23 protein-coding genes are annotated in these 18,943 nt (G+C 61.0%); 13 read left to right on the top strand and 10 right to left on the bottom strand.

What is annotated here, in order from left to right; genetic code table 11:
* The first annotated feature begins 7 nt into the window (after positions 1–7).
* Positions 8–1,231, top strand: coding sequence for an acyl-CoA dehydrogenase (locus HFC70_RS16350; protein WP_168474345.1), 1,224 nt, complete (start codon positions 8–10; stop codon positions 1,229–1,231).
* 117 nt (positions 1,232–1,348) lie between these two features.
* Here HFC70_RS16350 and HFC70_RS16345 read toward each other — a convergent pair whose 3' ends face one another.
* Positions 1,349–2,878: an efflux transporter outer membrane subunit gene (locus HFC70_RS16345; protein ID WP_168474344.1), complete on the bottom strand. Its 1,530-nt coding sequence runs from the start codon at positions 2,876–2,878 to the stop codon at positions 1,349–1,351.
* Positions 2,879–3,112 (bottom strand): hypothetical protein, encoded by a 234-nt coding sequence (locus HFC70_RS16340; protein WP_168474343.1) that lies wholly within the window; start codon positions 3,110–3,112, stop codon positions 2,879–2,881.
* Positions 3,113–3,584: 472 nt separating this feature from the next.
* Between HFC70_RS16340 and HFC70_RS16335 the strand changes: the two genes are divergently transcribed.
* Positions 3,585–3,938 (top strand): hypothetical protein, encoded by a 354-nt coding sequence (locus HFC70_RS16335; RefSeq protein ID WP_168474342.1) that lies wholly within the window; start codon positions 3,585–3,587, stop codon positions 3,936–3,938.
* Between the two features lies 1 nt (position 3,939).
* Here HFC70_RS16335 and HFC70_RS16330 read toward each other — a convergent pair whose 3' ends face one another.
* Positions 3,940–4,398, bottom strand: coding sequence for a host attachment protein (locus HFC70_RS16330; RefSeq protein ID WP_168474341.1), 459 nt, complete (start codon positions 4,396–4,398; stop codon positions 3,940–3,942).
* Between the two features lie 245 nt (positions 4,399–4,643).
* Here HFC70_RS16330 and HFC70_RS16325 point away from each other — a divergent pair, with 245 nt between their 5' ends.
* Positions 4,644–5,054, top strand: a complete 411-nt coding sequence (locus HFC70_RS16325; protein WP_168474340.1) for a PilZ domain-containing protein — start codon at positions 4,644–4,646, stop codon at positions 5,052–5,054.
* A gap of 130 nt (positions 5,055–5,184) precedes the next feature.
* Complete coding sequence (locus HFC70_RS16320; protein ID WP_168474339.1) at positions 5,185–6,294, top strand: pyridoxal phosphate-dependent aminotransferase; 1,110 nt, start codon at positions 5,185–5,187, stop codon at positions 6,292–6,294.
* 173 nt (positions 6,295–6,467) lie between these two features.
* Here HFC70_RS16320 and HFC70_RS16315 read toward each other — a convergent pair whose 3' ends face one another.
* Positions 6,468–6,734 carry a sel1 repeat family protein gene (locus tag HFC70_RS16315; RefSeq protein WP_168474338.1) on the bottom strand — a complete coding sequence of 89 codons (267 nt, stop codon included), beginning with the start codon at positions 6,732–6,734 and terminating at the stop codon, positions 6,468–6,470.
* Positions 6,735–7,267: 533 nt separating this feature from the next.
* On the opposite strand from HFC70_RS16315, the gene HFC70_RS16310 reads away from it, so the two are divergent.
* Complete coding sequence (locus HFC70_RS16310; protein ID WP_168474337.1) at positions 7,268–7,603, top strand: DUF2147 domain-containing protein; 336 nt, start codon at positions 7,268–7,270, stop codon at positions 7,601–7,603.
* A gap of 87 nt (positions 7,604–7,690) precedes the next feature.
* On the opposite strand, the gene HFC70_RS16305 is transcribed toward HFC70_RS16310, so the two are convergent.
* Positions 7,691–7,909, bottom strand: a complete 219-nt coding sequence (locus tag HFC70_RS16305) for a 4-oxalocrotonate tautomerase family protein (RefSeq protein WP_168474336.1) — start codon at positions 7,907–7,909, stop codon at positions 7,691–7,693.
* A 48-nt stretch (positions 7,910–7,957) separates the two neighbouring features.
* The gene (locus HFC70_RS16300) at positions 7,958–8,698 is read right to left on the bottom strand and encodes an SDR family oxidoreductase (protein ID WP_210259300.1); all 741 of its coding nucleotides are present in this window, start codon (positions 8,696–8,698) and stop codon (positions 7,958–7,960) included.
* Between the two features lie 101 nt (positions 8,699–8,799).
* Between HFC70_RS16300 and HFC70_RS16295 the strand changes: the two genes are divergently transcribed.
* From HFC70_RS16295 to HFC70_RS16280, 4 genes are all read left to right on the top strand, one after another.
* A complete protein-coding gene (locus tag HFC70_RS16295) occupies positions 8,800–9,693 on the top strand; it encodes a LysR family transcriptional regulator (protein WP_168474545.1) in 894 nt (297 codons plus the stop codon).
* A gap of 89 nt (positions 9,694–9,782) precedes the next feature.
* Positions 9,783–9,983 (top strand): hypothetical protein, encoded by a 201-nt coding sequence (locus HFC70_RS16290; protein WP_168474306.1) that lies wholly within the window; start codon positions 9,783–9,785, stop codon positions 9,981–9,983.
* Between the two features lie 20 nt (positions 9,984–10,003).
* Positions 10,004–10,180, top strand: coding sequence for a hypothetical protein (locus HFC70_RS16285; protein WP_168474334.1), 177 nt, complete (start codon positions 10,004–10,006; stop codon positions 10,178–10,180).
* A gap of 97 nt (positions 10,181–10,277) precedes the next feature.
* Positions 10,278–11,780: an AMP nucleosidase gene (locus tag HFC70_RS16280; protein ID WP_168474333.1), complete on the top strand. Its 1,503-nt coding sequence runs from the start codon at positions 10,278–10,280 to the stop codon at positions 11,778–11,780.
* A gap of 218 nt (positions 11,781–11,998) precedes the next feature.
* Here the strand turns inward: HFC70_RS16280 and HFC70_RS26795 are convergent, their stop codons facing one another.
* The 3 genes from HFC70_RS26795 to HFC70_RS16270 form a co-directional block, all read right to left on the bottom strand.
* The gene (locus tag HFC70_RS26795; RefSeq protein WP_210259299.1) at positions 11,999–12,721 is read right to left on the bottom strand and encodes a hypothetical protein; all 723 of its coding nucleotides are present in this window, start codon (positions 12,719–12,721) and stop codon (positions 11,999–12,001) included.
* Positions 12,722–12,784: 63 nt separating this feature from the next.
* Positions 12,785–13,153, bottom strand: coding sequence for a hypothetical protein (locus HFC70_RS26790; protein ID WP_210259298.1), 369 nt, complete (start codon positions 13,151–13,153; stop codon positions 12,785–12,787).
* Positions 13,154–13,373: 220 nt separating this feature from the next.
* Positions 13,374–13,847 carry an OsmC family protein gene (locus HFC70_RS16270; RefSeq protein WP_168474332.1) on the bottom strand — a complete coding sequence of 158 codons (474 nt, stop codon included), beginning with the start codon at positions 13,845–13,847 and terminating at the stop codon, positions 13,374–13,376.
* Positions 13,848–14,004: 157 nt separating this feature from the next.
* On the opposite strand from HFC70_RS16270, the gene HFC70_RS16265 reads away from it, so the two are divergent.
* The 3 genes from HFC70_RS16265 to HFC70_RS16255 all read left to right on the top strand — a co-directional run bounded on the left by HFC70_RS16265 (position 14,005) and on the right by HFC70_RS16255 (position 15,769).
* Complete coding sequence (locus tag HFC70_RS16265; protein ID WP_168474331.1) at positions 14,005–14,595, top strand: PadR family transcriptional regulator; 591 nt, start codon at positions 14,005–14,007, stop codon at positions 14,593–14,595.
* A 1-nt stretch (position 14,596) separates the two neighbouring features.
* The gene (locus HFC70_RS16260) at positions 14,597–14,884 is read left to right on the top strand and encodes a DUF2218 domain-containing protein (RefSeq protein ID WP_168474330.1); all 288 of its coding nucleotides are present in this window, start codon (positions 14,597–14,599) and stop codon (positions 14,882–14,884) included.
* A 108-nt stretch (positions 14,885–14,992) separates the two neighbouring features.
* The gene (locus HFC70_RS16255) at positions 14,993–15,769 is read left to right on the top strand and encodes an SDR family NAD(P)-dependent oxidoreductase (protein WP_168474329.1); all 777 of its coding nucleotides are present in this window, start codon (positions 14,993–14,995) and stop codon (positions 15,767–15,769) included.
* A gap of 57 nt (positions 15,770–15,826) precedes the next feature.
* Here HFC70_RS16255 and HFC70_RS16250 read toward each other — a convergent pair whose 3' ends face one another.
* The gene (locus tag HFC70_RS16250; protein WP_168474328.1) at positions 15,827–17,197 is read right to left on the bottom strand and encodes an aspartate aminotransferase family protein; all 1,371 of its coding nucleotides are present in this window, start codon (positions 17,195–17,197) and stop codon (positions 15,827–15,829) included.
* A 204-nt stretch (positions 17,198–17,401) separates the two neighbouring features.
* Between HFC70_RS16250 and HFC70_RS16245 the strand changes: the two genes are divergently transcribed.
* The gene (locus HFC70_RS16245) at positions 17,402–18,760 is read left to right on the top strand and encodes a glutamine synthetase family protein (protein ID WP_168474327.1); all 1,359 of its coding nucleotides are present in this window, start codon (positions 17,402–17,404) and stop codon (positions 18,758–18,760) included.
* The last annotated feature ends 183 nt before the right edge of the window (positions 18,761–18,943 follow it).

The raw sequence follows: 18,943 nt of genomic DNA, 5'->3' as shown, positions 1-18,943 counted from the left end.
CCGCGACATGACAGACCATCACCCTGCCACTCCGGAACAGGCCCGCGCCAAGATGGCGGCCTTCGTCTGGGAAGACCCTTTCCTGCTGGAAGAGCAGCTGAGCGACGAGGAACGGATGATCCGCGACACGGCGCGGGCCTATTGCCAGGACAAGCTGGCACCGCGGGTGATCGAGGCGAACCGCCGCGAGATCTTCCATCGCGAGATCATGTCGGAAATGGGCGAACTCGGCTTGCTCGGGCCGACCATTCCGGAAGAGTTCGGCGGCGTCGGCGCCAATTATGTGGCCTATGGCCTGGTCGCCCGCGAAGTCGAGCGGGTCGATTCCGGCTATCGCTCCGCCATGTCGGTGCAGTCGTCGCTGGTCATGCATCCGATCTTTGCCTATGGCACGGACGAACAGCGCGCCAAATACCTGCCGAAGCTTGCCAGCGGCGAATGGGTCGGCTGCTTCGGCCTGACCGAACCCGACCATGGCTCCGATCCATCCTCGATGATCACGCGGGCCAAGAAGGTCGATGGCGGCTATCTGGTGTCCGGTGCCAAGAACTGGATCACCAATTCGCCGATCGCCGACGTGGTCGTCGTCTGGGCGAAGTCGGATGCCCATGACAACAAGATCAAGGGTTTCATCCTGGAGCGCGGCATGAAGGGGCTTGAGACGCCGAAGATCGAGGGCAAGTTCTCGCTGCGCGCCTCCGTCACCGGCATGATCCAGATGCAGGACGTCTTCGTTCCCGACGACAATCTGCTGCCGCATGTCTCCGGCCTTGCCGGCCCGTTCGGCTGCCTCAACCGGGCCCGCTACGGTATTGCCTGGGGCGCCATGGGGGCGGCGGAATTCTGCTGGCACGCGGCACGCCAGTACACCCTGGACCGCAAGCAGTTCGGCCGGCCGCTCGCCGCAACCCAGTTGATCCAGAAGAAGCTGGCCGACATGGAAACCGAAATCTCCCTCGGCCTGCAGGGCTGCCTGCGCTTGGGACGCCTGTTCGATGAGCACCGCGCGCCGGCAGAGCTCATCTCGCTGATGAAGCGCAACAATTGCGGCAAGGCGCTCGATATCGCCCGCGTGTCACGCGACATGCATGGCGGCAATGGCGTTTCCGACGAATATGGCGTGATCCGCCATGTGATGAACCTGGAGGCTGTCAATACCTACGAGGGCACCCATGACATCCATGCGCTGATCCTTGGCCGCGCCCAGACCGGGCTTCAGGCCTTCCAATAAGCGCCTGCCAAGACCGACCGATGAGGCCGTGTCAGGATGCTCCTGGCGCGGCCTTTTTTCCTTGTGCCGACAATCATCACAGATCGAGGATCCGTTGCACCGGTCTTACGCCACGATCTACTTTTTTGCGACGATTGCCTCCTGGCTCTGCACTTCATTCAGGTGATCGACACGATCTGCCGGGGCTTCCTTGCACAACGTAATGTAGTGCAATGCCTGCTGCCTTATCGCATCCGACAGCCCCTCCTGCGCTGCTAGATAATCCTTCTCCGTATTCAGAACGTTCGAGATCGGGTCTGCTCCCAGCTGGAAGCTCACTCGGCCTAGCTCGACGCTTTCCTGCGATGTCGCCACAAGTTTTCGCTGTGCCGCGATATTGGCGCCGTCCTTATTGTAGGCCGCCAACGCCCTTTCGATATCGGATATTCCAGAGAGCACGGCTGCACGCCAGGCAGCCCGCGCTTCCTCCAGCTTGGCCTTCGCACTGGCAAGATTTGCCTTGTTCTTGCCCCCGTCGAAGATCGGTGCGCTCAAACCGGCTGAGAGCAACCATACGTTCACATGGCCCGTGTCGAGGACCTTGGTCGGCGTCAGATAGCCGGACAGGTCCAGGCTTGGATAGAAAGCGGCCTTGGCCACGCCGACGCTTTCCGCAGCCGATGCGAAATTGCTTTCCGCAATTCTGACGTCCGGACGGTTGCGGATGACATTCGCCGGAACACCGGCACCAATCTTATAGCGCGGGATAGGTTGCCCGGTTGAATGGGAGACTTCCGCTTTGATCCGGTTGACGGATTCTCCCACCAGCTCCGCAAGGGTCGCGATCGTCGAATCCAGTTGAACCTCGAGCGAGGGCAACGTCGCTTCGGCCTGCGCCACAAGTTGCTTCCCGTTGACAACCTGAATGTTCGACACCTCGCCGGCGTCGCGACTGTCGTACACGGAGTCCAGGTTTTGCTTTCGGTTAGCAACGGTCGAACGCGCGATGTCAATTCGCTTCTGGTAGTATCGTATGTCGACGTAGGCCGACGCGATCGAGGAAACGAGATCGTCCTCGGTTTGGTCCTTTGAGGACAATGCTGACGCCAGGTCAGCCTCTGCGGCTCGCTTGCTGGCGCGTTTACCTCCGAAGAGATCCACCATCCAGTCAGCCGACAGCGTGCTGTACTTGCTGCTGTGAGCCGTGCCAAAACCATACTTGTCGCCTCGTGTGACGCCTGCACCTGTTGAAAGCGATGGAAGGAGACTGGAATTTGCCAACCCGACATTGGCTTTTGCCTGATCGACCTTTGCCCTTGCCTGCTGGAGCTGCGGACTCTGCGCAAGACCTTTTTCGATATAGCCGGAAAGCGCTTTGTCGTTGAAAGCGGTCCACCATGCCTGCTGGATGGACCGTGCTTCGTTGGTCCGCGCTTCATAGGCGAAGTGGTCCGGCGTATCGATCCGAGGAGGCGTGACATCCACATTCGAACAACCCGACAGAGCCGCCAGCACCGGGATGGCGGCGACGGATACGATGCCAAATGGCCGCTCATAAGGCCGTATGAAAAGTGCCAGGATGGGCGAGACTGCCCATGCGAGCCCCTTGCGTCGCGGTCGGCGTGACTTCCGCACGGCCTGCCGATGTTTACCGCCAGCGCGTCGCATTTATTCGGTAACCCCGCTATCGAGAGGCTGGCGCATGCGGCGCGCCGGGCTGCTATTCCGCAAGGACCAAAGCGTCCCGAGCTGGATAGCAAGGAAGTTCACGCCGACCAGCAGCCCCAAATGCCGCACCGTCAGCTCTGCGATAAGGGGAAGCACGGCGCCCAGGATCGTGACCGCCATCAAGGCGAGGGCGGCCGTCTTCGCTGCGCCGACGAACGGTTTGAAAAGTGCCATGTGCGCGTTTCTTGCGGGATGCAGATATGTCACGACGTCGAAACTCCACCGATGCGTTGAACCGACGACCGAAGATCTGCCTTTGAATATTCACCTGTCGGTGCCGGCCTTGATTGTAGGCCCCGCGAGGTGCCAGCCGGGGGTAAGCCTGTGGCTTCAACCGGCACTCGCAGGGCCCCACTGGCGATTTCTCGCCAGTAGCGGCTTTGCACCGGATTGGGCTCCTGCCGGCTTCCGCGCCAAATCTGCCGATTGCAAGCTAGCTGAACGAACGTTAAGCGGCGTCAAGAGAGTGTAAAGTTAGGTAAAACTTGCGAGCGCATCCACCCACACGACTCGGCCGTCCTTGATCGGACACAGCCCGATAAATGCGACGTTCCGGCGCACTCTTTCGGTATTTTATCGAAGCCGTTCAGGAAGCATCAGTAAAGTTGCGCTAAATTGACACTCTAAAACAATAAAGGAGGGTGTTATGCCCTTGCAGTTTATTCCAGACGCCAAGCGAGACATTCCACAAGATCAAATTTATGAGAAATTTGCCATCGATCGGCCCGGGAAAATCATTTTCGTCGGCCATCACCTGAGCACCAAGACGTCGTTACGGTGCCTTGTCCGTACGATCTCGCTTTACGGTGCGGATTTGGAGGTCAGCCCGCATGTGCCGATCCCCAATCATTTCTTTCTGGAAATCCTTGGCATTCGCGACGAGATCGGCTGCACCTTCATTCGCCGCGAAGCCGAGAAGGTGACGGTCGGCTTCAACATGCTGATCGATCCGGAATTCCTGCACCATGTGGTGCGGCTCTCCTTCGAACTCAGCCAGTAATTCATGCGGCCTTCAAGGCCGCCAAGTGCTTCTCGATGTCGGCGACCGGCAGTTTGACATAGTCCTTGGCGATCTCGGCACGCAGGACGTTGTTGATCCCAGCCCCAAGGGCTGGCCGCAGTTGGCCAAGCGCCTTTGGCGGTGCGACAAGGATCATATCCTGGATATCCCCCGTCTCGACGAGCGCTGCGAGCCGGCCGGCAACGGCAAGCAGGAAATCCGCCTCGGCCGTTTCGTGCCAATCGGTCTCTTCCATGGCGCTTCGCGCCGACCCTTCCGATTGAAATGCGCGGCCCGGACGATCCGATCCCAGGTCATGCGCGGCCTCATCGGGCTGGCTCATCTGCTCGACGACGGCCAGATTGACGGATTGTGCAGTGCCGACATTTTGCAGAAACAGCGCCTTGGCACCATCACAGACGATCACCCAGGCTTTCGCGGCTATCGTATTCCGGTTCATGTCTTTTCCCTCCGAATGTCGGCGCCCGGCCGAATGCCGGATTGCAGACGATGACTGGATGCTATCTGCGATTTCAGGTTTCTTCATGACCTGGATCAAGAGACGGTGAAATCTCGCAAGGCTGGAAAAAGACGTGTCAAATCTTCGCAGGCTTGTAAAAGTTTACCGATCCGATTGACCAGAAAAGAACAAAATTCGGTCATCTTGGCGCCAAGCGCGAGATCAACCGCGCAAGAGGAGAGCCCATGCACGCCGGAACCCATTTGGCGACTGTGCAGTCGGAAATGTACGAACGCCGGTGGGAACGTTTCCATGTCAAACGTCCGGCGCGCATCATGGCCGTCAGCCCCTGCCTGACGCGCGTATCGGTCCGCAACTGCGAGATCCAGGACATTTCCCGCGGCGGCGCCGGCATCGAACTGTCGTTGGAGCACGGCCTGCCCAGCCATTACTATCTTGAGGTCATCGGCCTTGCCAATCGCATCGGCTGTGCCGAAGTCTATCGCAACGGCAACCGCGCCGGCGTGAAGTTCATCATGCCGATCCCCGAGGATCTTCTGCGCCGTATCGTGCGCGCCGACTTCATCATGGGCGACGAGATCGTGGCGCGCGGCAAGAATGTGCCGCAAGGGCTTGGGCGCGACAAACGACGCTGAAACATTGCGGCTCGACCGTTGCCGGATTTCTGCGCGGCGCACGACACTTGCGACCCAAAGCGGCACTTGCGTCGAGCCAGCTTCGACCTATTGTGGGCGCGTTTGAAATCATGCCCAGGAAATTCGATTGATGTCCGCCTTCTCGCGCTTCACGCCGCTGATCAGCGCCCTGCCCTCCACCGTTCCCTTTGTCGGCCCGGAAGCCATCGAACGCCAGCGCCATCTGGCGGTGAAAGCGCGGATCGGCGCCAACGAAAGCGGCTTCGGCCCGGCGCCTTCGGTGCTTGCCGCCATCCGCGACACAGCAGGCCAGATCTGGAAATACAACGATCCGGAAAACCATGCGCTGAAGACGGCGCTGGCAGCCCATCTCGGCCTGTCGCCCGACAATTTTGCCGTCGGCGAAGGGGTCGACGACCTTCTCGGCCTGACCGTGCGGCTGGTGATCGATTCGGGCCTGCCGGTCGTCACCTCGTTCGGCGGCTATCCGACCTTCAATTTCCATGTCAACGGCTTCGGCGGGCGGCTGGTGACGGTGCCCTATGTCGACGACCGTGAGGATCTCGACGGGCTTCTGGCCGCCGTCATTCGCGAGAACGCGCCGCTCGTCTATTTCGCCAATCCCGACAATCCGATGGGCAGCTGGTGGGATGCGGACAGCGTCGTCGCCTTCGCCCGTGCCCTGCCGGAAACGTGCCTGCTGGTTCTGGATGAAGCCTATTGCGAGACGGCACCGGCCGGCTCCATTCCGCCGATCGACGCGCTGATAGACCTGCCGAACGTTCTCCGCATGCGCACCTTTTCCAAGGCCTATGGCCTGGCGGGGGCACGCATCGGCTATGCGATCGGCACGCCGGGAACGGTCAAGGCCTATGACAAGATCCGCAACCATTTCGGCATGGTGCGCGTATCGACCGAAGCGGCGCTGGCCGCACTCGCCGACCAGGCTTATCTGATTGATGTGATCGAGCGGATCAAGGCAGCGCGGGAACGGATAGCTGGGATCGCGCGCGCCAACGGGCTCGCCCCGCTTGCCTCGGCCACCAATTTCGTGGCCATCGATTGCGGTCGCGACCAGGTTTATGCCCGCGCCATCGTCGACGGGCTGATGGACCATGGCGTGTTCATCCGCATGCCGGGCGTAGCCCCGCTCAATCGCTGCATAAGGGTCAGCACCGGCCTGCCGGCGGACATGGACCTGTTCGAGGACGCCCTGCCAAAAGTTCTGGCGACCCTCTAAAGACGGCGGTAGCCACAATAAAAAGAACCGCGCCGGCCTTGTTCCTGCCGGTCGCGGTTCTCATGTGTTGGCATCGGCCCCGTCCAGAAGACCCCCGCCACGCTTCCCTCTCTCAAAGGGTTCTTTTTGGTCTGTTGATCCGGGTTGTGCCCGGACGATAGGGTTCGGCACGCTCAGTGCATGGTCATCCATTCGCGGGCGGCGCGCAGGGCCAGGGCAAGATCGGACTTGCTCATCGACTGGGCCAGATCGGCGCGCAGTTCGGCGGCGCGTTCGCAGCCCTTGATGGCGGCGATGTTCAGCCACTTGTGCGCCGAGACCAGATCCTGATCGCAACCGCGGCCGGTCGCATACATCAGACCCATGTCGCAGAAGACGTCTGCTTTCGCCTCGCCACCCATGGTGGCCATTTCGGAATTGTGCATTTCAAAGCGTGCCATCGGTTTTGTCCCTGTTGCCTGTCGGTTTAAAACTATCCCTGTTTTGCCCCTTTTGAGGCTCCTTCGGGCTCCTGGCCGTCTTCTGCGGCTTTGTCTGGATCCGTCCGGTTCGGCGGGTTTGTCCCTGCTCGTTTGATGACTTCACTATGCCAGCCGGCCGTCAAAATGCGCTTAAAATGCATGATTAATTAGCTGAAAACGCAGTGAAAACCCTTTGTAAACTTGTATTTCTGTTAAACATGACAGGCCCTGCAACTCAGGGACTTTCGAGTTAATTTTACCATTGATTCACGGCATCGGATTTACCAACCGTTCACCATGAAAAACACTCGCCCCTTATTCCCCGGCCTATCGGCACTGAAAAAACTGTCTTTCGAGCCGTGCAGGGACGCGAAAACCCTATTTACCTTTACGTCCGCGTAAGATAATTTTTCAGTGTTCCGGCGGAGGGAGGCGTGGCTTGCCTGCAAAGCACGCCCGGATGGAACGCGGCTCAGGCCTTTTACAGGCACATATCGGGAGGAGAAGACGACATGCGGACACTCATACTGGCGGCGATACTGGCGCTTGGCACCGTAACGGTGCAGGCGGCCGAGCCGATCGAAGGCAATTGGAAGACGGCCAGCGGCGCCACGGCGCAGATCGCGCCCTGCGGCGGCAGCTTCTGCGTGACGCTGAAGTCGGGCAAGCATGCCGGCAAGCAGATCGGCAAGATGGCCGGCAGCGGCGACAGCTATAAGGGCGAGATCACCGATCCCGACGCCGACAAGACCTATAGCGGCTCGGGCAGCGTGTCGGGCAATTCGCTGAAGATGAAGGGCTGCGTGCTGGCCGTGCTGTGCAAGTCGCAGACCTGGACGCGCCTGTAGCAGGCAAAGCCCTTCGGTCCCGCTTCGCGTTCCGGAACGGCGACGCCATCAAGGCCGGCTGATGAACCATCAGCCGGCCTTTTCAGTTCATAGGCCGGCTTCAGCCCGATAGGCGGACGGAATGACAAAGACCTCATCGGCGCGGGCATAACCGCCGTCCTTGACCTCCTCGATCAGGACCATGGTATGCGGCCGCGCCGCTTCCGAGAAATACTCGACCAGCATGTCGGTGGTGCGGTGGACGATGTCTTCCTTCTGCGCCCTGGACAGGGCGCCTTCCGGCGTCTTGATGTTGACGAATGGCATGGTGCTTCTCCTGTTGTTGATGAAATTCGTATCAGTGCGGTGCGCCGATCAGATCACGCCGCCATTGGCCCGGATGATCTGGCCGCTGACCCAGCCGCTGTCCGGGCCGGCCAGGAAGGACACGACCGAGGCGATATCGTTGGGTTGACCGAGGCGCTTGCGCGGATTGAGGCCGATGATGGTCTTCAGCACCTCCTCCGACTTGCCGGTCATGAAGAGATCGGTTTCCACCGGGCCTGGCGCCACGGCATTGACGGTGATGTCGCGGGACCCGAGTTCCTTGGCGAGGATATGGGTCAGGGCCTCGACCGCCGCCTTGGTGGCGGCGTAGACGCCATAGGCCGGCTGATAAAGGCCGACGACGCTGGAGGAAAAGTTGACGATGCGGCCGCCGTTACGCAGGCGCCTTGCGGCTTCCCGCATGCCGCGGAACGTGCCGCCGAGATTGATGGCGACCTGCCGCTCGAAATCCGCGTCCTCGACCGTCGCGATCGGTCCGAGCGTCATGATGCCGGCATTGTTGACCAGCACATCCACCCCGCCGAAAGCCTGCTCGGCGGCGTCGAATAAAGCCGCCACGCCGGACGCCGCACCGATATCGGCCTTGACCGCGATGGCACGCCCGCCAGCCGCCTTGATCGCGCTGACCACGTCGAGGGCCGGCTGCTCGTCCCTGGAATAATTGACCACAACGGCAAATCCATCGGCCCCAAGCCGCAGGGCGATGGCAGCGCCGATGCCCTTCGACGCGCCAGTGACGATGGCTGTGCGTTCCAATGTGTCTGTCATGATGTCTCTCCTTCTGTTGATGGTTCGAAAATAGGCCTGTCGCCCTAGCGAAACAATCACCCAATATTTGACAAGAGTATTCGGCTATGGTGAACAAGATCATGGACCGCCTGGATCGCATGCAGCTCTTTGTTCGTGTCGTGGAACGGCGCAGCTTCACCGCTGCCGCCGCGGACCTCGGCCTGGCGCGCTCGACGGCGACGGAGGCGATCAAGCTGCTGGAGGCCGATGTCGGCGCCCGGCTGCTGGAGCGCACGACGCGGCATGTCACGCCGACACTGGACGGCCAGGCCTATTACCAGCGCTGCCTCTCGATTCTTTCCGATATCGAAGACGCCAACAGCGTGTTTCGCAACGCCCAGCCGCAGGGCATGCTGCGCATCGATGCGCATGGGCTGCTGACGCGTACCTTCCTGCTGCCGCGGCTGCCGGAATTTCTGGATCGCTATCCGCTGATCGACCTGCATATCGGCCAGGGCGACCGGCTGGTCGATCTGGTGCGCGAGGGCATCGATTGCGTGATCCGGGCCGGAGAACTCACCGATAGCGGCATGATCATGCGGCGGCTCGCCACCATCCAGGAGGTGACCTGCGCCAGCCCCGCCTATATCGAGAGGCATGGCATGCCGTCGTCGATCGAGGACCTGCATGGCCATGTCTGCGTGGGGTTCGTCTCGTCGCGCACCGGCGAAACCATGCCGCTCGAATTCCTGGTCGAGGGGCAGACGCGCTTCGTCACCCTGCCGAGCCGGCTGACGGTCAACAACTCCGATACCATGGCCGATCTGGCACGGCTGGGCTTCGGCCTGATCCAGGCGCCGCGCTATCGCCTGGCCGCCGATTTCGAGACAGGCGCCCTGGTCGAAGTCCTGCCGCAGTGTCCGCCGCCGCCGACACCGCTCTCCGCCCTCTACCCGCAGAACCGGCAGCTCGCCTCGCGCGTCCGGGTCTTTCTGGACTGGGCCGCGGCCGTGTTTGCCGAGGCAAAGCTCTGACCGTGTGCTGGCGACAGCCTTGCTGAACGCCCGATGAACCGGGACCTCAGACAGGGTTCAGGCAACCCCTGCCATAAAGACTGTATCGAATGAACGATTTTGGCGGGGGCCTTTTGATCATGGACGTCGTGCTGCGCAGACTGACAATCATCACACTGACGATGGCGATCTTTGCCATGGGCTTCTCGGCCCTGGTCGTGGCTGACGGTCGCGGGCCGAAGCGGGTGCATTACGGCACCGCGACGCCTTGCCTGCATCCGGCCAGCAGCTTCTGCACCGTACAACTCTAACCCTTGAACAGGAGACTGCCATGACCGCATCCGTCCTCGGCTCTGCCGCCTCCAGCCTCCGGGTTGCCTTTCTGGCAGCCCTGCTGCTCGGCCCGCTGGCGGCGCTTGGCTTCAGCCAGTCAGGACCTGCCGGCATCAGCAAGCAGGGGGCCGGCCTCGTTCTGTTCGTCAGCCTGCAGCGCCAGTCGCTGAGCTGAACGATTGCGAGCGTGTCGCCGGACGCCGGCGACCAAAAAAGCGGTCCGGGTCATGCCGCGTCGTTTGCTTGTCAAACAGACCATTATATAAAGGCCCATGGACAAGCGAATCTCGACACTCTCCCCTTTGAATTTCCTCGGCCCCGAGCCCTATGAGCCGCGCGTCTTTACCGACGCGGCGCTGGCGGTGGATGCCATCACCGAGCTCTACGAGCGCAATACCCGCTACCTGATCGAGGGCTTCCAGGCCTTGGCCGGCGGCGCCTCGCCCGCTGGCCGCTACCGGGCCTTCTATCCGCAGGTCAGCATCGAGACGGCCAGCTTCGGCCATGCGGACACGCGCCTGTCCTACGGCCATGTGACGGCGCCGGGCATGTATACCACGACCATCACCCGGCCGCATTTCTTCCGCCATTATCTGGTCGAGCAATTGGCGCTGCTGATCAACAACCACCAGGTGCCGGTGGTGGTGTCGGAATCCTCGACGCCTATTCCGCTGCATTTCGCCTTCGGCGAAGGCGCCCATGTGGAAGCCGAGGCCAATGGGCTGGCCGATATCCAGCTGCGCGACCTGTTCGACACGCCTGACCTGTCGACCACCGATGATGAGATCGCCAATGGCGAATACGAGCCGCGCCCCGGCGAGCCGCAGCCGCTGGCCCCGTTTACCGCGCAGCGCATCGACTATTCGCTGGCGCGGCTGTCGCATTATACCGCGACGAGTGCGGCGCATTTCCAGAATTTCGTGCTGTTCACCAATTACCAGTTCTATATCGACGAATTCTGCGCCTATGCCCGCAATCTGATGGCGGACGGCGGCGGCGGTTACACCGCCTTTGTCGAGCCCGGCAATATCATCACGCCGGCCGGCGCCGACGGGCCTGACTCGGCCCTGTCGCTCGGTCGCCTGCCGCAGATGCCGGCCTATCACCTGAAGAAGGATGGCCATGCCGGCATCACCATGGTCAATATCGGCGTCGGCCCCTCCAACGCCAAGACGATCACCGACCATATCGCCGTTCTGCGTCCCCATGCCTGGTTGATGCTTGGCCATTGCGCGGGCCTGCGCAACAGCCAGCGGCTCGGCGACTATGTGCTGGCCCATGCCTATGTGCGCGAAGACCATGTGCTCGACGATGACCTGCCCGTCTGGGTGCCGATCCCGGCTTTGGCCGAAGTACAGCTGGCGCTCGAGGATGCGGTCGAGGAGATCACCGGTTATGAAGGCTTCGAGCTGAAGCGCATCATGCGCACCGGCACGGTGGCGACGATCGACAACCGCAACTGGGAACTGCGCGACCAACGCGGGCCGGTCAAGCGGCTGTCGCAATCGCGCGCCATCGCGCTCGACATGGAATCGGCCACCATCGCCGCCAACGGTTTCCGCTTCCGCGTGCCCTATGGCACGCTGTTGTGCGTCTCCGACAAGCCGCTGCATGGCGAACTGAAACTGCCCGGCATGGCCAGCGCCTTCTACAAGACCCAGGTCAGCCAGCACCTGCAGATCGGCATCCGCGCCCTGCAGAAACTCGCCGAAATGCCACCCGAACGACTGCATTCGCGCAAGCTGCGGAGTTTTTACGAGACGGCGTTTCAGTAGGGGGACGGTTGCGGGGTTTTCTAAGGCCAGCTTTGCGCCTTATTTCAGACCTTCATGGACAAGGTTCAAATTCCGGTAAGCTGCTATTAACATTCAGCTTGTGGAAGCGATTCCTTGACACAGCTAGTCCCTTCGATCTTTGCAGCGCTACTTTGCGCCCGATTTCTCTCTTCCAATAGTCATTGGAAATTCAGTCGAATCGAAGATTTCAACGTCTGCTATTGCAGCGCCACCACCATGTTTGGAAAGTACGTTGAGATGGGAGTGTCAACCACGTGATCGGGCTCCAGGGCGCGACGAACGTGGTTGGCCACCTCAGCGCGATATGTCTCAATTTTCGGCGCGAACGAATAGATATCAGACGTGTCAATGGGAATAGTGCGCATCTGGTTTACGTCAAAGGGGATGCGATCGGATGCCCGTATAATTTGCACGATAGGTAATTTGATTGCATGTCTCAGTGCCAGTTCATAGAAAACGTTGGGATTATGGAATGAGAGGTCCGCTATAACTAATCGCGACCTCATAATGTATTCAATAATCTGCCGGGTGATCACCCCAGGCTTGTCAATTGCATCTGCGCGAACGACCTTAAGTTGGAATTGCTCGATTGCAGGCTCAACGATGGTTCCGAGGAAAAGATCGCTATGCTTCCGTGTCTCTGACGCCTCGTCCCCGATTGGCGCGATGTAAAAGCACGTTGCCTCGTACGCTGCGTGCTCTGAGGTCGTGACACTAGTAGACTGCATCGGCAACGGTCGAGCGGCCGTTGCAGGGGTCGGGGTTATCGAATCCAACAGCATGTCCATCGGAATTATTCGCTCTGCCCCAGACAACGTCTTAAGCAATCCGACGAAGGTTAGGTTAACAACAAACGTTTCCACCGCTTCGACGGCGTGGGCGGAGTCGATGCCGAGATCTTTCACGGCGTCAATTAACACGGCTTGCGCTGGAAGTTTGTTTCCGGAAAATCTCTGATAAAGTGCCTGAAATGGCTCAATATTTTAAATTGCAAGTTGCGCATTGATACGGGCGCGTTCCCTTTCTGGGGTTTGGTCATCGACTGCTTTAAGTCCCTCGGCGGTCAATTCGATGTTGTCGGCGCTCGTCCCACCCTTCGTCAGCCCATACTTGCCGGAATTGATGATAAGTTGCCGAGAAGCACCACTCTCAGGTGACTTCCCAAGTTGATCGAACAATGTAAGCCGTTTAATTGGCTGCCCACTCCCGATTTTGAAGACGGATTTAGCAAAACCAAGCGGCTCTTCGAATGAAGAGGCTGGGAATGATCGTTGAGACCTCCGACGCTTTAGTTCCGCAGCCGTTTTTGATTCTTCTGCCGCAGGTTCGCTCACTTGGATTTTCTTAGCCATATCTCCCCCTGGATTGCTTTAGTACGGTATCAAAATATGCTGCGCATGTTATTATTAAATTGCAACCCAAAAGGGAGGCAAGTACTTCCAACTCAACAGATTGGCCCGCTTTCGAAGATGCGCTGCTAGAAGCCGGCCAGCCCGCATCGGCCCCAAATTGGCACTTCGAGCAAAGCGCATATCCGCCTTCGCCGCAAAGCCTCCCCCAAGACGCCACCCCTCACCCCTCCACAATCACCGCCTCGCAGCGCACCGGAAAATTCACCGAATTGGCGATAAAACATTGCTCGTGGGCCTCGGCGTGCAGTTCCGCGGCGATCTGCGGGTAGGTGCCGACCTTGATCGTGACGCGCGGTTTCAGCACCACGCTGGTGAAGCGGCCGACCCCTTCCGCATCCATCACCATGACGCCTTCGGCATGGTCCTCGTAGGCCGTGACCACCACGCCCGAGACGGAACAGAGGTGCAGATACCAGAGCTTGTGGCAGGCCGAGAGCGAGGCCACCAGCAGGTCTTCGGGATTCCAGCGGCTGGCATCGCCGCGAAAGGCCGGATCGGACGAACCCGGAATGTCGGGCTTGCCGTCGGCCGAGATCACGTGGTCGCGGCCATAGGCGCGGTAGCCGGAGGTTCCGCTGCCCAGGTTGCCCCGCCATGTCACGGTCACCCGATACTCGTGTCTGTGCTCGGTCATTTGTCCAATCTCCTTCCCGCGAGTCTTCGGCTTCGACAATAGGCCGAAGCACGGCTGGCGTCGCCATGGTCGGATCGAAAAAATTCCGGGGCCCTCTTGCAAAGACCGCACTAAGATATATCTTAGATACAGTTCAAGCAACGAAAAGAGAAACCTGATGAGACATATGCATTCTGAAGGCTGCGGCCGCCGTGAAGGCCGCGCGTTCTGGCAGGCCATGAAGGAGCGCGGCTTTGGCGGCGGTCCCCGCGGCCGATTTGAAGGAGGCCGCGGACATGGCGGCGAACGCCGGCGCATGTTCGAGACCGGCGAGTTGCGCCTGGTGCTGCTGAAGCTGATCGAGGAGCAGCCGCGCCATGGTTATGACCTGATCCGCGAAATCGAGAGCCGTTCTGGCGGCGCCTATGCGCCGAGCCCCGGCGTGGTCTACCCGACCATGACGCTGCTGATCGACATGGGGCTTGCCGAAGAACAGATCAGCGAGGGGCCGCGCAAGCTGCTGGCAATCAGCGAGGCCGGGCGCCAGCATCTCACTGAGCGGGCCGACGAGGTGGCCATTGCCATGGCGCGGCTGACGGCTCTGGCCAGGGTCAGCGAACAGACGGATGCCGCCCCGGTGCGGCGGGCCATGCACAATCTGAAATCCGCCCTGCAGGAGCGGCTGTCTCAAGACAATGTGACGCGCGAGTTACAGCTCGATGTGGCACGTATCCTCGACGAGGCCGCCAGCAAGATCGAAAGGCTCTGAGATGACAAAGACAACAGCCACCATCGCCACCGAACACGGCTGGAAATATGTGCAGCAGCTCTGCAAGCACTGGAGCCACAAGCTCGAGGTGGAGCTCGGCGAAAACCGCGCCACCGTGCGCTTCCCCGAAGCCGTCGCCGAGATGTCGGCCGATGACGCGGCCCTGACCGTGGTCATCGAGGCGTCTTCGCCCGAGGTGCTGGAGCGCATGCAGGGCGTGGTCTCCAGCCATCTCGACCGCTTCGCCTTCCGCGAGGCACCGCTGCCGTTCGAATGGACAGCGGCATGAATAGGAGCTGCCCGCTGCGCGTATCGTGAAGCGGGCAGCTCCAGAGCGATCTTGCCAAGCGAGGGCATTCGCGGTCTAAACTTGTCGGACAACAGGAGGACTTCTGCCATGACCGATACGCTCAAAATCCCCGATCTCTCCGGCAAGGCCGTGCTCATCACCGGTGCGTCGAGCGGCATCGGCGCGGCGCTGGCGCGGGCCTTCGCCGCCCAGGGCGCGCTGATCGGGCTGCACTATAATTCAAAGGCCGAAGAAGCCGAGGCGATCGCCCAGGAGATCACGGCTTCGGGCGGCACCGTTCTGACGCTGAAGGCGGATGCCACCGACTCCAAGGCGATGGCGACTGCTGTCGACCGGCTGGCGCAGGCCTTTGGCCGGCTCGATGGCCTGATCAACAATGCCGGCAGCATGATCGCCCGCGTGCTCTACGAAGACATGACGGATGCCCATTATGACAAGGTGATGGACGTCAATGCCCGCTCCGTGCTGTCGGCGAGCCATGCCGCCCTGCCGCACCTGAAGAAGCAGGGTGGCTTCATCATCAACACCACCTCGGTCGCGGCCCGCACCGGCGGCACTGCCGGGTCCGGCGTCTATGGCTCATCCAAGGCCTTCGTCGGCGCGGTGACCAAGGGCATGGCGCTGGAGTTCGGCAAATATGATGTTCGCGTCAACGCGGTGGCACCCGGCTTCATCGCGACGCCGTTCCAGGACCAATATGCCCTGCCCGGCCAGCTTGAGCAGGTTGCCGCCGCCGTGCCCCTGAAGCGGACCGGCACGCCGGAGGATTGCGTCGGCGCCTATCTCTTCCTCGCCTCCCGCCAGCTCGCCGGATACATCACCGGCCAGACCATCGACGTGAACGGCGGCCAGGTCATGCCGTGAGGCGACTGTGTTCGCAGGAGCGATGATTGTGTTCGGGCGGCACCTGCCGCCCGGTTTCTAGTCCCGATGCGTATCGCGCAGGACATCCAGCCCCTTGCGCAGCACCTCGACCGTCTGGTCGACTTCCGCGCGCGAGATGATCAGCGGTGGGGAGGCCAGCATGCGGTCGCCGGTGGCGCGCAGGATCACGCCGTTTGCCACGCACTGGTTGCGCACGAGCGTGCCGATATCGTCGGGCTTGGCATAACGGCTGCGCTTCTCCTTGTCGGGTGACAGCTGCACGGCGCCCATCAGGCCGACGCTGACGGCTTCGCCGACGACGTCGTGATCGGCCAGCGACGCCCAGGCAGACTTAAAATAGGGGCCGATATCGTCGCGCACGCGCTCGACGAGCTTTTCCTCTTCGATGATGCGGATGTTTTCCAGCGCTGCGGCGGCACAGACCGGGTGACCGGAATAGGTGTAGCCGTGGTAGAAATCGCCAACCTCTTCGCGCATCACCTCGGCGACGCGATCCGAGACCAGTACGCCGCCGATCGGCAGATAGCCCGACGACAGGCCCTTGGCGATCGGCGCCAGATCCGGCTCGAAACCGTAATGCTGGTGGCCGAACCACGAGCCTAGGCGGCCGAAGCCGCAGATCACCTCGTCGGAGACCAGCAGGATGTTGCGCGCCTTGCAGATGCGCACGATCTCGGGCCAATAGGTATCCGGCGGCACGATGACGCCGCCGGCGCCCTGGATCGGTTCGGCGACGAAGGCTGCGACATTTTCCTCGCCCAGCTCATCGATCTTCTCTTCCAGTTCGCGGGCGACCTTCAGGCCGAATTCGGCGGGCGACAGGTCGCCGCCCTCGGCAAACCAGTAGGGCTGGTTGATATGGGCGATGCCCTCGATCGGCAGGTTGCCCTGCTCGTGCATCCATTTCATGCCGCCGAGCGAGGCGCCGGCCACCGTCGAGCCGTGATAGGCATTCTTGCGGGCGATCACCATCGTCTTGGTTTCATGGCCGAGCGCCTTCCAGTAGACGCGCACCATGCGGAACCAGGTGTCGGAGGCCTCGGAGCCGGAATTGGTGAAGAAGACATGGTTCAGCGTCGGGCCGGTATGGCTGGCGATCTTCTGGGCGAGCAAAGTCGCCGGCGGCGTGGTGGTGCCGAAAAACGTGTTGTAATAGGGCAGTTCCTGCATCTGCTTGTAGGCGGCCTCGGCGATCGACTGGCGGCCATAGCCGACATTGACGCACCACAGGCCCGCAAAAGCATCGAGATACTGCTTGCCGGTCGAATCCCAGATATGCATGCCTTCGGCCCGCTCGATGATCTTCGTGCCTTCGGCATTGAGCTTCTTCATGTTGGAGAAGGGATGCAGATGATGGGCTGCATCGATGGCACCGAGATTGGAAGAAGCAACGGCAAGCGTGTTCATGGCAGCTGTCCTTTTGAGCGCACAAGACCTGTCTCAGGCGGGCTTCCGAGAGGCCGTCCGCGCCGGTCTTGTTCCATGCCTGATTGAAAGGCGGAATGTTATCGGCTACGAACATGACCTTCCGAAATGCGTTTGGCAAGGGCGTCGATCCGCGACCTCCTGCGGCCAAATCTCCCCTCGTTCCTCCAGCGAAAGCCGCCTTCCATGACAGCATCCTCCCCGGTCGCCGCCAACCCCGCCGCCGACCCTTCGGCGCGCATCGAAGTGCTGCTGGTCGGCATGAACGGCGACCTGCGCGGCAAGATGATCCCGATCAAGGCGGAAGACAAAGTCTGGAAAAACACCGTGCGCCTGCCGGCCTCGACCCAGTCGCTGGACATCTGGGGCGACGACAATGACGACATCACCGGCCTGTCGCTGACGCTTGGCGATCCCGACGGCATCTGCGTGCCGGACAAGAATTCGCTGGCCCCAATGCCCTGGGGGCCCGCGGGCTCCAAGCAGGTGATGGCCACCATGCACACGCTGGAAGGCGAACCGCATTTTCTCTGCCCGCGCGCCATCCTCGCCAATGTGCTGAAGCGCTACGAGGAACGCGGCCTGACGCCGGTCGTGGCCACCGAGCTGGAATTCTACGTGGTCGAGGACGACTGGCGCGAAACCGGCAAGCCCACGCCGCCGAAAGTGCTGACCTATCGCGGCGAGCCGAACGGTTTCCAGCTCTACGATATGAGCGCCACGGCGGCGATGGAAGGCTTTCTCGACACCGTGCGCCAGTATGCCGACGCGATGGGCCTGCCGGCCGATGCGACGACGGCGGAATTCGGCCCCGGCCAGTTCGAGGTCAACCTGCTGCACAAGCCGGATGCGTTGGCGGCGGCCGATGACTGCGTCTACTTGAAGCGCGTCGTCGATTTCGCCGCCCGCCGGCACGGGCTGAAATCCACTTGCATGGCCAAGCCCTATGGCGACCAGGCGGGCTCCGGCCTGCATGTGCATGCCAGCATCCTCGACCGCCAAGGCAACAATATTCTCGACGCCAAGGGCGGCGATCCGGTCACGCTGAAATCGGTCACCGCCGGCATGCTGAAGACCATGCGCGAGGCGCAGCTGATCTTCGCACCGTTCGCCAATTCCTACCGCCGGTTCCAGCCGGGCTCGTTTGCGCCCGACAAGGCCGATTGGGGCTTTGGCAATCGCGGCACGGCGATCCGCATTCCCGACAAGGACGGCCCAGCCGCCCGCATCGAGCACCGCGTCGCCGGCGCCGATGCCAATCCGCATCTGCTTCTGGCCGCCATTCTCGGCGGCATGCTGCTGGGGCTGGATGAGGTATTGGATCCGGGTCCGGTGACGACGCCGGACAGCGCGCCGGACAATCCCGATCTGCTGACCCACGACTTCCTGACCGCCGTCGAGTTGTTCCGCGCGTCGGATTTCATCGCCGATATCTTCGACATCCGCTATCGCAAGCTCTACGGCGACACCAAGCGCAAGGAGGCGATTACGTATCTGCGGACGGTGTCCGACTTCGATTACCAGACCTATCTGGCGCGGATCTAGAGGATATCAACAGCCTTGCCCTTTACTGGGCGGTAAAAAATATCGCGATCGCGACATAATTTTTGCATTGATTGCGCCAAAGCCGGATTTCTTTTTAAAATCCTGCGTTTGCGTTTATTTCAATCAAAGGTGTGGCCTGCCGTAAAATTCGCCTCTTGTATTCCAAATGGTTTTCTCGTCTCT

The sequence above is a fragment of the Agrobacterium sp. a22-2 genome (assembly GCF_012276985.1).
In the GTDB taxonomy this organism is placed as follows: Bacteria; Pseudomonadota; Alphaproteobacteria; order Rhizobiales; family Rhizobiaceae; genus Allorhizobium.
The sequence above is the reverse complement of the archived record's forward strand: the minus strand, read 5'-3'. Positions and strand labels throughout refer to the sequence as shown.